This is a genomic window from Salibacterium qingdaonense (genome assembly GCF_900114715.1).
Classification (GTDB): domain Bacteria; phylum Bacillota; class Bacilli; order Bacillales; family Marinococcaceae; genus Salibacterium; species Salibacterium qingdaonense.
The window spans coordinates 254,052-267,575 of sequence record NZ_FOTY01000002.1; the positions used below are offsets into that span (position 1 = coordinate 254,052).

Annotated in this window: 13 protein-coding genes; all 13 read left to right on the top strand. The window is 47.6% G+C overall.

What is annotated here, in order from left to right; all coding sequences use genetic code 11:
• Positions 1–53 precede the first annotated feature (53 nt).
• Positions 54–1,535, top strand: a complete 1,482-nt coding sequence (locus tag BM058_RS02900) for a UDP-N-acetylmuramoyl-L-alanyl-D-glutamate--2,6-diaminopimelate ligase (protein WP_090925528.1) — start codon at positions 54–56, stop codon at positions 1,533–1,535.
• Positions 1,535–2,509 carry a phospho-N-acetylmuramoyl-pentapeptide-transferase gene (gene mraY, locus BM058_RS02905; protein WP_090925529.1) on the top strand — a complete coding sequence of 325 codons (975 nt, stop codon included), beginning with the start codon at positions 1,535–1,537 and terminating at the stop codon, positions 2,507–2,509. The genes BM058_RS02900 and mraY overlap by 1 nt, the downstream gene beginning before the upstream one ends.
• Complete coding sequence (gene murD, locus BM058_RS02910) at positions 2,506–3,867, top strand: UDP-N-acetylmuramoyl-L-alanine--D-glutamate ligase (RefSeq protein WP_090925530.1); 1,362 nt, start codon at positions 2,506–2,508, stop codon at positions 3,865–3,867. Before mraY ends, murD begins: the two co-directional genes overlap by 4 nt.
• Before the next feature lie 109 nt (positions 3,868–3,976).
• The gene (spoVE, locus tag BM058_RS02915) at positions 3,977–5,083 is read left to right on the top strand and encodes a stage V sporulation protein E (protein ID WP_090925531.1); all 1,107 of its coding nucleotides are present in this window, start codon (positions 3,977–3,979) and stop codon (positions 5,081–5,083) included.
• A 21-nt stretch (positions 5,084–5,104) separates the two neighbouring features.
• Positions 5,105–6,223: an undecaprenyldiphospho-muramoylpentapeptide beta-N-acetylglucosaminyltransferase gene (gene murG, locus BM058_RS02920; RefSeq protein WP_090925532.1), complete on the top strand. Its 1,119-nt coding sequence runs from the start codon at positions 5,105–5,107 to the stop codon at positions 6,221–6,223.
• 3 nt (positions 6,224–6,226) lie between these two features.
• A complete protein-coding gene (gene murB, locus BM058_RS02925) occupies positions 6,227–7,141 on the top strand; it encodes a UDP-N-acetylmuramate dehydrogenase (protein ID WP_090925594.1) in 915 nt (304 codons plus the stop codon).
• Positions 7,142–7,156: 15 nt separating this feature from the next.
• A complete protein-coding gene (locus BM058_RS02930) occupies positions 7,157–7,945 on the top strand; it encodes a cell division protein FtsQ/DivIB (protein WP_090925533.1) in 789 nt (262 codons plus the stop codon).
• Positions 7,932–8,624 (top strand): DUF881 domain-containing protein, encoded by a 693-nt coding sequence (locus tag BM058_RS02935; protein ID WP_245736802.1) that lies wholly within the window; start codon positions 7,932–7,934, stop codon positions 8,622–8,624. Before BM058_RS02930 ends, BM058_RS02935 begins: the two co-directional genes overlap by 14 nt.
• Positions 8,617–9,327: a DUF881 domain-containing protein gene (locus BM058_RS02940; RefSeq protein ID WP_143082968.1), complete on the top strand. Its 711-nt coding sequence runs from the start codon at positions 8,617–8,619 to the stop codon at positions 9,325–9,327. Before BM058_RS02935 ends, BM058_RS02940 begins: the two co-directional genes overlap by 8 nt.
• Positions 9,327–9,671, top strand: a complete 345-nt coding sequence (locus BM058_RS02945; protein WP_090925535.1) for a small basic family protein — start codon at positions 9,327–9,329, stop codon at positions 9,669–9,671. Before BM058_RS02940 ends, BM058_RS02945 begins: the two co-directional genes overlap by 1 nt.
• A 194-nt stretch (positions 9,672–9,865) precedes the next feature.
• A complete protein-coding gene (gene ftsA, locus BM058_RS02950; RefSeq protein WP_090925536.1) occupies positions 9,866–11,149 on the top strand; it encodes a cell division protein FtsA in 1,284 nt (427 codons plus the stop codon).
• Between the two features lie 111 nt (positions 11,150–11,260).
• A complete protein-coding gene (gene ftsZ, locus BM058_RS02955) occupies positions 11,261–12,409 on the top strand; it encodes a cell division protein FtsZ (protein WP_090925537.1) in 1,149 nt (382 codons plus the stop codon).
• A gap of 168 nt (positions 12,410–12,577) precedes the next feature.
• The gene (locus BM058_RS02960; protein ID WP_090925538.1) at positions 12,578–13,504 is read left to right on the top strand and encodes a sigma-E processing peptidase SpoIIGA; all 927 of its coding nucleotides are present in this window, start codon (positions 12,578–12,580) and stop codon (positions 13,502–13,504) included.
• Positions 13,505–13,524: the final 20 nt, after the last annotated feature.

Consider the following 13,524-nt stretch of genomic DNA (forward strand, 5'->3'; position numbering starts at 1 on the left):
ACGTATGCACAAAAAAACAAAGCTTGAATATCGCTTCAGGAGAGAATTCGAAAATGAAAACATTACACAACTTGATATCTTATCTTTCAGTAAAACAACAGAATACGGCAGATAATCCCGGCATTTATTCGCTGCATATGGACTCCCGCACTGTGGAGCCTGCGGGCTTATTTTTTTGCATACGAGGATATACAGTCGATGGACACGATTTTGCAGAAGAAGCAGCTGAAAAAGGCGCAGCGGCGGTAATCACCGAAGAAGAACTGAATCTGGACGTTGTGCAGGTCGTTGTTCCGGATACGAAACGGGCCATGGCCATTCTGGCTGCCGTTTATTATAACCATCCAAGCAGGTCTTTTTCTCTCATTGGAGTGACAGGAACCAATGGCAAAACGACTACAACTCACTTTATTGAACAGATCTTTCAAAAAGCCGGTCAAAAAACCGGCCTGATTGGTACGATGTATACAAAAATCGGCACCGGCGTTACAGAAGCCGGTAACACCACTCCAGAGTCCCTCGTTCTTCAGGAGACATTTCATCAAATGGCGGAAGCAGAAATTGACGTCTGCACGATGGAAGTATCCTCCCATGCTTTGGATCTCGGCCGCGTCAGAGGGTCTGCATTCAATACGGCTGTTTTCACCAATCTTACCGCAGAACACCTGGATTACCATAAAACGATGGAAGCATATAAACAGGCCAAGGGTCTCTTGTTTTCCCAACTTGGCAATACTTATGATGGAGAAAGACAGACAGCAGTGCTGAACGCGGATGATGCGGCCTGCGAAGACTATAAAAGAATGACAGCGGCTCCGGTACTGACATACGGGATAGATACACCGGCTGATATTCAGGCCGTACACCTGGTAATGTCGGCCGGTGGAACGTCGTTTCAGTTGAAAACACCACTGGGGAGTTTAGATGTCCACTTCCCGATTGCAGGACGATTCAGCATATATAATGCGCTTGCTGCTGCTGCTGCCTGCATGGCAGAAGGGGTGGACCCCGAGATCATTGCTGAAGCTTTGTCAGAGATAAAAGGTGTGGCGGGAAGGTTTGAACCTGTGGATGCCGGACAGCCATTTGCTGTCGTTGTTGATTATGCCCACACTCCCGACAGCCTTGATAATATCCTTCAGACAGCAGCGGAAATGACCGAAAAATCCATGTATGTCATCGTTGGCTGCGGTGGTGACCGTGATACTGCCAAACGACCGGAAATGGGACGAATTGCCGCTTCGCTGGCGGATTATGCTGTATTCACCTCCGACAATCCACGTTCTGAAAACCCGGATACTATTTTGGAACAGATGGCAGCAGGTGCTCCGGACAGAGGCAATGTCTCCATCGTTCCCGATCGAAGGGAAGCAATTGAATGGGCGGTTCAACAGGCAGAGCCGGAAGACGTCATCATTATTGCCGGAAAAGGACATGAAACCTATCAGGTGATAGGCGGAAACGTTCTGGATTTTGACGACCGCCTTGAGGCCGAAAAAGCCATTTATAAATGGAACAGGAAAGGGGGCAGGTAATGATGGTTGCTGCTATTACCGCCGGTCTTATTACGGCTTTTCTGCTGACAGTAATCTTTTCGCCGCTTACCATCCCCCTCCTGAAACGACTGAAATTCGGGCAGAGCATCAGGACGGAAGGACCGGAAAGCCACATGAAAAAAGGCGGAACCCCTACGATGGGCGGGATCATGATTTTAATATCGGTTCTGGCTGCGTCCATTATCATTCAGGGTATCGTTCTATCCTGGTCAACCAATACATTTCTTCTGCTTTTGGTGACCATCGGATTCGGAGTGGTAGGGTTTATCGATGATTATATAAAAATAACGAAAAAAAGAAACCTGGGATTAACTTCACGCCAAAAACTTGCAGGGCAGATTCTGATTGCCGTGATTTTTTTCGGTGTGTTAAACGACAGTTCTTTCAGCACAGACATTGCCGTTCCAGGTACATCCTGGTCTTTTGAAGCCGGCTGGTTTTACTTTCTGCTTGTCGTTGTCATGCTTGTCGGTTCTTCCAATGCTGTTAACCTGACAGATGGACTGGATGGACTGCTGGCCGGCACAGGGGCTGTTGCGTTTGGAGCATTTGCGGTTCTGGCCTGGCACGTCGACATGGCCGATGCTGCTGTATTTGCTGCAACGGCAGCCGGGGCGGTGCTTGGCTTTCTCGTATTCAACGCCCATCCTGCCAAAGTGTTCATGGGAGATACCGGATCTCTTGCGCTCGGAGGCGGTCTGGCTGCGCTGGCTATTATTACAAAAATGGAATTGCTGCTCGTGATTATCGGATTTGTTTTTGTTATGGAAACCCTGTCCGTTATTCTGCAGGTGTTTTTCTACAAATGGAAGGGAACAAGGCTGTTTAAAATGAGCCCCCTTCACCATCATTTTGAATTATCCGGATGGTCCGAATGGCGTGTTGTTGTAACCTTTTGGACGGCCGCAGCAGTATGTGCGGTGGCCGGTATTTATATTGAGGTGTGGATATGAGAAATACACAATGGTTTAAAGGAAAAAAAATACTTGTCATCGGACTTGCAAAGAGCGGCATAGCTGCTGCAAGGCTTCTAAACGACATGGGGGCAGTGGTTACTGTCAATGAAGCAAAAGATATGACAGGTACCAAAGAAAAATCGGAACTGGAAGATATGGGAATCCGTGTTATTTCAGGGAGTCACCCCCTACATATTGTGGATGAAGGTATCGAGTATGTCGTGAAAAACCCAGGTATCCGTTATGATACCCCGATTATCCGCCGTGCTGTCGACAAAGGACTGCCTGTTGTAACAGAAATTGAACTGGCCGGGATGGTTTGCGGCGGGAGTATTGCTGCTGTCACCGGGTCCAACGGAAAGACAACAACGACAACACTGATTCATGAGATGCTTCTAGAAAGCAGTGTTCCATCTTATGCAGCAGGTAATATTGGGCGTGTTGCCTGTGAGACAGCTCCAGCTGTCCAACCGGGTGAAGTGATGGTTACAGAAGTATCCAGCTTTCAGTTAAAAGGTACGGAAGAATTTCATCCCCGGACAGCGGTGCTTTTAAATATCGTGGATGCCCATCTGGATTATCATGGAACCAGAGATGATTATCAACAGTCCAAAGCAAAAATTTTTGTGAACCTAACATCATCGGATGCTGCGGTGTATAACGCGGAGGACCCTGTGGTGGCCGCGATCGCAGAGCAGTCAGATGCAGATAAGGTTCCGTTTTCCGTCAATGCGTGGTCCACAGAGGGAGCCTTCATCCAACATGGATGGTACTGGTTCCGCGACACTCCCATCCTTTCTGCAGACGAAGCAGCACTGCCTGGCCGCCACAACCAGGAAAATATGCTGGCAGCTATTGCCTGCGCGATGCTTAACGGTGCAGAACCAGACGCCGTACGAACGATTCTGCGTCATTTTCAAGGGGTGGAACACCGGCTGCAGTTTGTAGGGAGGGTTCATAATAGGGACATATATAACGATTCCAAGTCCACCAATATATTATCCGCTCAAAAAGCAGTGGCAGCGTTTGAGGCGCCGATTGTTCTACTAGCCGGAGGGCTGGACCGGGGGAATTCATTTGATGAACTCATCCCTTCCCTGCAGAAGACAAAAGCAGCTGTATTTTACGGAGAAAGCAGGGAGAAACTGGCAGAGGCGGCCCGGAAAGCGGGGCTGATATCGTGGCAGTTCGCCGATACCCTGGAAGAAGCAGTAGAGAAGGGATTTCAGTTGACCGACGAAAAAGATGTATTTCTCCTTTCTCCGGCGTGTGCAAGCTGGGATCAATTTCAAACATTTGAAGAACGAGGAGACACATTTATAAAAGCCATTAAATCAGTGAAGGTTCCACGGTAATTTAAAGAAAACCTGTTACGTATAAAGCTGCATGTTGAGAAGGCATGTTCCATTTCACCCGGCATATAAATAGTGGAAAAAGACTTTTCCATGTAAAGAGGTGGCCGTTGTGAAAAAACATGTGCAGCCCGTTGATAAAATACTGCTTTGTTCCCTTTGTTGTCTGCTGATTATAGGATTATTTATGGTCTACAGCGCAGGAACGGTAGTCGGGGAAGATGCCAGGCAGGACCCGTACTATTTTCTGAAACGTCAATTTCTGTTTACGGCCGCTGGTGTGACGGCCATGGCGGTACTGAGCCGGACGGATTACAGAGTGTGGCAGCGCTGGTCACCGGTGCTGCTGCTCAGTTGTTTCCTGCTGTTGGTGCTTGTGCTTATACCAGGTATAGGAATGGTCCGCGGGGGCGCAAGAAGCTGGATTGGTGTAGGAGCTTTTTCGATCCAGCCGTCTGAATTTATGAAGCTTGGAATGATTATATACCTCGCTTACTACTTGACGCGCCATCAGAAGCGGATAACATCTTTTGGGAAAGGGTTACTACCAGTACTCACTCTTATATTTGCGGCGTTTGGTTTGATTATGATGCAGCCCGACCTTGGTACCGGCGCGGTTATGACGGGCACATGCTTTGTGCTGCTGTTTGCAGCGGGAGCACGAATCAAGCATTTTTTTATACTGGGTGGTGCCGGGGTTGTCGGTCTGGCAGGCTTGATTGTTTCGGCCCCTTATCGTCTGCAGCGGATTACCTCATTTCTTGATCCCTGGTCAGATCCGCTCGGTACAGGATTCCAGATTATCCAGTCCCTGTACGCTGTGGGGCCAGGCGGGTTATTTGGACTGGGTTTTGGCGGAAGCCGGCAGAAACACTATTACCTGCCGGAGCCGCAGACTGATTTCATATTTGCTATTCTGGCCGAAGAAACAGGATTCATTGGAGCTGGATTTGTACTTGTACTGTTCGGAGTGTTTTTGTGGAGAGGACTTGCCGCCGCGATGACCGTGCCGGATATGTTCGGAGCACTGCTTGCATCCGGAATCTGCGGGATGATTTTTATACAGGTGCTGATTAATGTCGGTGTCGTCACCGGTTTGTTTCCGGTTACCGGCATCACACTGCCATTTCTAAGTTACGGAGGGTCTTCGCTTACGCTCTTATTGGCGGCAGCAGGTATTTTGTTGAATATCACAAAGCACCGGACAACTTATGATTAAAAGGGGATATGGGAGGATATGATGAAAGTTGTTGTAACAGGTGGAGGGACCGGAGGCCATATTTATCCGGCCCTTGCTCTTATCAAAGAAATAGAGCGACTGGAACCAGGAAGTGAATGTTTGTATATCGGAACCGAACAAGGACTTGAAAGTGATATTGTGCCGCGTTCGGGCACCCGTTTTGAAACAATTACCATCAGCGGATTTCAACGCAGCCTGACCTGGAAAAATGCAAGAACGATATGGCGTTTCTGGCGGGGGACAAAAAAAGCGAAGCAGATGCTTACTTCCTTTGGTGCCGATATTGTTATCGGAACCGGTGGTTATGTGGCCGGTCCGGTTGTATTTGCTGCTTCAAAGCTGGATATTCCGACTGTCATCCATGAGCAGAACAGCATCCCGGGTCTGACAAATAAGTTTTTAAGCCGGTTTGTGGATAATGTCGCTGTATCAATCAAGGATTCCGCTGCTTATTTTCCTGCCTCCAAAGTACGCTGGACAGGGAACCCCCGGGCTTCAGAAGTATCAGGGGTACGAACAGAAAATCCGCTGCCCGCTCTTGGTCTTGATCCACACAAAAAAACAGTCCTCATTGTAGGTGGCAGCCGGGGGGCTAAGCCGATAAATGACTCCTTTCTGGAAGCTCTTCCCGAAACAGCAAAAAAAGAATGGCAGTATCTGTATGTTACGGGGACTGTTCATTATGATAAAGTGATAGAAGAAACGAAAAAAGCCGGAAATCCGGATAATGTTATCATTCAGCCTTTTATTCATCATATGCCTGAAGTGCTGGCGTTCACGGATCTATTAATATCAAGAGCAGGCGCTACGACGCTTGCAGAAATTACAGCGCTTGGAGTCCCATCGATTCTGATACCAAGTCCACATGTTACAAACAATCACCAGGAAAAAAACGCAGAATCGCTGAGTCGTACCGGTGGAGCCGTTGTGTATAAGGAAAACGAATGGAATGGTACGGCACTCCTTTATGAAACAGACGCCATCCTTTCCGATGAAAAAAGATGGGAAACGATGCACGAAGCTGCGAAAACACTGGCGGCGCCGGATGCTGCAGCCGACATTTTCCGCATCATGCAGCATTTAATGCAGCCGTCCGGCTGCGAAAAGGAGGAAAGATGAATGATGGAACAGGTTTTCCGCGAGTTGCAGGAGGCTGACATTGGAAGAGTTGCATGGAAGGAACCGATGTCCAAGCATACGACCTGGAAAATCGGCGGACCGGCGGATGTGCTTATTGAACCAGAGGGAATAAAAGCACTGCAGCGGGCCATGGCTGTTATTACAACATGGAATGTACCGTGGCGGGCTGTGGGAAGAGGATCGAATCTTCTGGTGGAAGACGCTGGTATTAAAGGAGTTGTCATTAAGCTCGGCCGGAACATGGAGTATATGGAAGAAAATAATATACAGATTCGGGCAGGAGCCGGTTTCTCTTTTATTAAACTGGCTACGATCTTGAGTAAAAAAGGATACTCCGGTCTTGAATTTGCCGGAGGCATTCCGGGAACCGTCGGCGGAGCTGTTTTTATGAACGCCGGAGCCCATGGTTCGGATATGTCTGATATTGTCGTGAAAGCTCATGTTCTCTATCCTGACGGTAGTCTGGTGTGGCTTACCAACGAAGAGCTGGAATTTTCCTACCGCACTTCCATTCTTCAAAAAGAACGGGCAGTAGTCTGTGAAGCAGTACTGGCTTTGAAAGAAGGAAACAAAGAAGAAGTGGTAGAGGAAATGAAAAAACATAAAGATTACCGCCGCAGCACCCAGCCATGGAATTATCCGTGTGCCGGCAGTGTATTTCGTAATCCGCTTCCCAATCATGCCGGAGCCTTGATTGAAAAGGCAGGATTAAAAGGATACCATCACGGAGGTGCCGGTATTTCAGAACAGCACGCGAATTTTATTGTTAATCTAGATCAGGCCAAAGCTTCGGATGTTTCAGCCATCATCCGGCATGTTCAGGATACCATTTACGAATTATACGGGATTACCATGCAGACGGAAGTGGAAATAGTAGAACGAAACGCAAACCTATGACAGGAGGGTCTGCAGGTGGCAGACAAAAAGGTAATACCCGCAGAAGAAAAAATACCGGCATTAAAAGAAAAACGAAAAAAACGCACCAACCGCCGGCTTATTACGTACCTTTCTGTGTTCTTTTTCCTTATTCTGCTCGTTGTTTATTTTCAGTCACCGCTCAGCCATATCCGCCAGATTACGGTGGAAGGACATGAGCATATTTCACAGGACAATATAATAGACCGTATCAATCTGCAGAAAGGGGATGGAATGTGGACGGCGGATTTGTCCCAGGCTGAAAAGTCCGTCCAAAGCCACGAGGAAATCGAGAACGTTTCGGTGGACCGTTCCTTTCCCTCCACCGTTACAATACAAGTTGAGGAATACCAGCGCATGGCTTATGTGGAAGACAACAGTTCGTTTGTTCCTGTTTTGAAAAACGGAGAGGTTCTTTCGGAAAAAACATACGAAGAACTGCCTTCTGACGCTCCTATTCTGCGGGATTTTGAAAACAGGGACAAGCTTGCAGCTTTTTCAAAAGAATTGAGCAATCTTGGAGAAGGGGTTATAAATCGCATTTCTGAAGTGATTTATTCTCCTGTTGAAGATGATCAGAATCGGCTGAGACTTTATATGAATGATGGAATAGAAGTAGAATCGACGATTCAGAACTTTGCTTCCCACATGGCACAGTACCCTTCTGTGGCAAGGCAGGTCGATCCTGATGCAGAGGGAATACTTCATATGAAGATGAGTCCTTATTTTGAAGCAGAACAGTCCGACGCGGCAGAAGGAGAGGAGGAGAGAGTTGAAGAAGAGTAATATCCGCTGGTTTACCGCTTTGCTTTTCATGATTGGGTTTCTCCTTGCTGTAACTTATCAAACGGCAGCGGACGGGGGGCAGCAGGATCAAGACACGAATGACCGGGAAGAAGATCGTTTAAGAGAAAGTGTACTTGAAGAGCAGGAAAAGAATAAAAAGCTGTCAGAAGAATGGAGAAACCTGCAGCAGCAGGTACGGGAGATGGAAGAAAGTCTGGCTGAAAGTGAAACATCTTCTTTTAATCTAGTGGAAGAATTGAAGAAAATGAGGATGCTCACTGGAGAAGTGCCGGTTAAGGGGGAAGGGATCTCTGTCACCCTTAATGATTATCAATACGCCCCCGACGATGAAAATCCAAACCGGTTCTTAGTGCACGAACGCCACATCCAGCAGGTTATGGACGAGCTCTTTCTTGCCGGTGCAGAAGCTGTCTCTGTCAACGGCTACCGGGTAACCGAAAATACATATATTCAGTGCAGGGGTCCGGTGATTACCATTGATAGTCACACATCCTCCGCTCCTTTTGTCATAGAGGCGATAGGAGAATCCGGACAGCTCGAAGCGGCCCTGGAAATGAACGGAGGTGTGAAGGACCGGCTGGTCAATGAGAATGTGGAAGTAGGTATTCAGAAGAAAGATCTCGTCACGATGCCGGCCGTGGGAGAAGGGAGTGAATAAATTGCGGGTTGTGCTGAAAACAGCCGTACTCCTTGTGACCGTCCTCTGTGGGTATACCGCAGCATCTACAACAGAACATATTCCCTTCACGAATGCTTCAGACCGTAATGACGTTCTCAAGCTTCAGGAAACACTGGAAGAAGAACAGGAGCGCAGGCAGGGCCTTTATGAACGCATCAGGGAAAACGAAAGTCTTCTGAAAGAATATAATACTGAACAGAAAAACAGCAGGGAATATGCGATGCAGCAAGCTGTAGAAGATCTTAAAGCAAAAGCGGGAATGACAGAACAAAGTGGAAACGGCGTAAAAATAACCATTTCTCCATCCAGTAGTGTAAATATCGGCGAAGGCAGATCGGTCCGGCCGGTCCTTTTGAGGAGGCTGGTGAATGAACTGAACCAGTTTGGAGCTGGTGCAGTATCCATAGAAGGAAAACGAATACTGGAAACGACGGCTTTTCGCAGTATAGATGGTGTCACCCATATCGACGGCCGAAGACTTCCGGATATTCCCCTTGAAATGAAAGTGATGGCGGAAAATACCGATCAGTTATACAATGAACTGCTCGTCTCCGAATCAAAAGAATACTTTTCTTTGGAAAATATGAAATTAAACGCTCAGAAGAAAGAAAACCTTACTGTTCCATCTTATAATGAAGTGAGACGGGTTCAGCATATGGAAGTTATGGAGGAAGATGAATAATGTGGCTTCCGGTACTCGGCCTTTTAACAGGTATACTGATTGGACTTTTGACCGGAGTGGAAGTCCCGCCGGCTTATCATATTTACATTCTTCTTCTTCTGCTTGTTATGGTGGACGCCCTTTTTGGAGCATTAAAGGAAACCTTGAAACAAAACTATTCCAACATCCTTTTTCTTACCGGTCTATTCCTCAGCTTACTGTTGGCATGGGGGCTGGCTTTTCTGGGCCGCCAACTTGGTGTAGAATTATATCTGGCACCACTGATAGCTCTTGGCATAAGAATCTTTCAAAATACCGCTGTTATCAGGAGGGAAATTCTCTCCCTTGTTCGATCAAATAAATGAATGTGCAGGCCTATGCAGGAAAATCAGATATACAAAACGAAGTGTAATGGCACTGAAAATAAAACGTAATTAATTTTTCTGTCATTTTCCACACGTACCGCCGGTTTACATGATATGATGGAATAGAGATCAACTGTCTTGATAGAAGGCGTATCAGATACAGCAGACACATATGCAGTAGGAGGTGCCATGACATGAACAACGAAGATACGTACGTCAGCCTTGATATAGGTACGTCCGGAGTGCGGGTCATTATCGGAGAAATGTCCGGTGGATCCCTGAAAGTAATGGGGGTGGGCAACGCTCCGTCCACCGGATTGAAGAAAGGCGCGATTGTTGATATTGATGAAACCGTCCAATCCATTAAAAACGCTGTTCAGGAAGCGGAAAGGATGGTCGGACTTGAAATTGAACAGGTGGTTGTCGGGGTGAACGGTAATCACATCCATATGCAGAACTGCAGCGGAGTTGTGGCTGTCTCAAGCCCCGATCGTGAAATCAATAATGAAGACATTGAACGGGTTATGGACGCAGCACAGGTTCTCTCCATCCCGCCTGAGCGCGAAATCATTGATGTAATCCCCAACCAGTTTATCGTTGACGGGCTGGATGGAATCAGCGACCCGCGCGGCATGCTGGGTGTTCGTCTGGAAATGGAAGGAACTATTATTACCGGAGCCAAAACGGCATTACATAATTTACTTCGGTGTGTGGAAAAAGCCGGGCTGACTGTAGCAGATATCTGTCTCCAGCCGCTGGCTGCCGGAACGGTGGCAGTATCCAAAGATGAAAAAGCCCTTGGTGTCGCGCTGATAGATATCGGCGGCGGGGCTGCGACTGTTTCTGTTTTCCAGCACGGAAAAATGCAGGCAATGTCGGTTCTCAATATTGGCGGCGACCATATCACCAACGACATATCCGTCGGACTTCGAACCTCTTCGGAAGAAGCCGAACGGATAAAGCGCGAGAATGGACATGCCTTTATTGATGATGCCTCCGATGAAATAACGTTTGAAGTGGCTTCCATTGGAAGTGATGAGCCCGAAGAATATTCACAATACGAGATTGCACATGTTATTGAACCGAGAATGGAAGAAATATTAGAATTGGTGGATGATGAAATACACAAGCTCGGTTATTCAGATCTTCCCGGCGGCTGTGTACTTACAGGCGGCACCATAATGATTCCCGGTTCCCTTGAGCTGGCCCGGGATGTGCTGCGCTTGAGCGTCCGGACAGCTGTACCGGACTATATCGGCGTGCGGGAGCCGGTTTATACTATCGGTATCGGATTGATAGAGTTTGCCCATCAAAATGTAAAAATCCAGGGCCGGGAACCTTCCGCCTCCGTCTCTTCCGGTAAAACAGAAGCTGCCCCTGCGGCGGAACGGGCGAAGCCGGAAAAAAGGGATAAAAATGAAGACGACCCCGGTGTGAAGGATAAAATGAAGAATTTCTTTAAAGTATTTTTTGAATAGCGGTTTCGTGCTGCAGCCTTCCACGTTTCAACCTGTAAAGCGACGGGAAAGGACGTTCTGGAACAAGGTGCACGGTAATTTGAAAGATCTGACGAATGAGGAGGACCTTTAATGTTGGAATTTGAAATGGATATGGAATCACTCGCACAGATTAAGGTCATTGGTGTAGGAGGCGGCGGTTCCAACGCAGTAAACCGTATGATTGAAAACGGACTGCAGGGTGTTGAATTTATCGCCGTAAATACGGATGCACAGGCCCTTCAGCTGTCCCATGCTGAAACAAAACTGCAGCTTGGCGGAAAGCTGACAAGAGGACTTGGTGCCGGAGCGAACCCTGAAATCGGCAAGAAGGCTGCCGAAGAAAGCAAAGAACAGATAGAAGAAGCTCTGACCGGTGCAGATATGGTGTTTATTACTGCCGGTATGGGAGGTGGAACCGGTACAGGTGCCGCTCCCGTCATTGCCGAAGTAGCCGGCGAAGTAGGAGCACTGACAGTTGGAGTCGTGACACGTCCGTTTATGTTCGAAGGAAAGAAAAGATCGACCCAGGCATCAGACGGCATTTCGGAATTGAAAGAAAACGTCGATACGCTGATCGTTATTCCAAATGACCGGCTGCTTGAAATCGTAGACAAAAACACACCGATGCTTGAAGCTTTCCGAGAGGCAGACAACGTTCTCCGTCAAGGTGTGCAGGGAATTTCCGATCTTATTGCGGTTCCAGGGCTCATTAACCTGGACTTTGCCGACGTGAAGACTATTATGAGTGAAAAAGGGTCTGCTTTGATGGGTATTGGTATTGCTACAGGCGAAAACCGTGCAGCAGAAGCTGCAAAAAAATCCATATCGAGCCCTCTCCTTGAAACGTCTGTCACTGGTGCGCAGGGTGTTTTGATGAATATTACCGGAGGTACCAATCTCAGCCTGTTTGAAGTACATGAGGCAGCGGAAATCGTATCGGAAGCCTCGGACTATGATGTGAACATGATTTTCGGGTCTGTCATTAATGAAAACCTGAATGATGAGATTGTCGTCACTGTCATTGCGACCGGTTTTGAAGATAACAATGACCAAAAGCAGCAGACAGAACGTAAACCTGCAGGCCAGCAGCGCAGAGAGGTTTCCCAGTCTGCTTCCCGCCCTGCGCCGGAAAAAGAGAAACCTGCAGAAGAAACACAGGAACAGCGGCAGGAACCATCCGAAGATGAGGATACGCTCGACATTCCAACATTTCTTCGGAACCGCCGCAGAAGAAAATAAATACTGCCCAAACAGCTTCCGTGGCTCCTATGCCATGGGAGCTTTTTTTATGCAGGCAGAAAAAGACGGCTGCTTGACAAAATTAGTGAAAAGAAGAAGAAATGTCTACCATAAAATGACACACTTTGAAGCAGAACCGATTTATAATAAGCAGTACTTCTCCTGTTCATGAAACGAAGGGAGGGGAGTGCTGTATATTATGTTGACCTTTTATGGGGGATGAATGTTTGTATTCACCTGCTGCTCTTCTGGGGAACCGCAAAGTGGACAAGAAAGCAGGTGTCCGCCAAAAGACTGTGGATTGTATCCGCAGCAGGATCCTGCAGCGTTTTTACAGTTCTGACTCCATTTGAGGACTGGCTGCTGCAGCCCGGAAGCGCATTACTTCTTTCTGTGGTGCTTGTACCAGCAGCGCTTGGCTTTTATTCGGTAACGTTATTTCTTCAGCAGCTGTTTGTGTTTTATATGCTCAGTTTTTTAACTGCCGGTATCATAACCGGTCTTCACATGATGGTGTACTTTCAAGTTGGACAAGGTCCGTCTTGGATGCCGGGAGCCTCTCTTTCTTACGGATTCATTCTAACGGCGGTTCTCCTTGCAGCTGTAACCATTCATATGCTGCAGACTGTCGGAAAAAACCGGGGAACGAAAATCGAGAAAACAACGACGGTCATTTTGGAAATTGACGGACAGCGGTGGGAGGCTTCTGCTTTGGTGGATACCGGGAACCAGTTGAAAGACCCGCTTTCCGGTACACCTGTTATGGTAGTGGAGCTGCAGCTGTTTGCATCCATTCTGCCCGAAGAAGAGTACAGCACATGGAAAAAAATAATGGAAAGTGGAGCAGTGGGAAAACTGGAAGACTTCCGTATATGGAAACAACGATGGAAGGTAATTCCTTACCGGTCGGCGGGCCAGGAAATGAAATGGATGTTCGCCCTTCGTCCGGACGGAGTATATCTGAAAGAGAAACAGCATGAATCAGTCCCGCTTCTGGTTGGTGTCGACCCTTATCCCCTTTCAGGAACGAATGATTTTCAAATGATTATTCCGGCGGAAGCGCTCCCGGAATCCGATGCTTCCCGGAGCGCTTAACCTTGAGACAGGAGGTATTT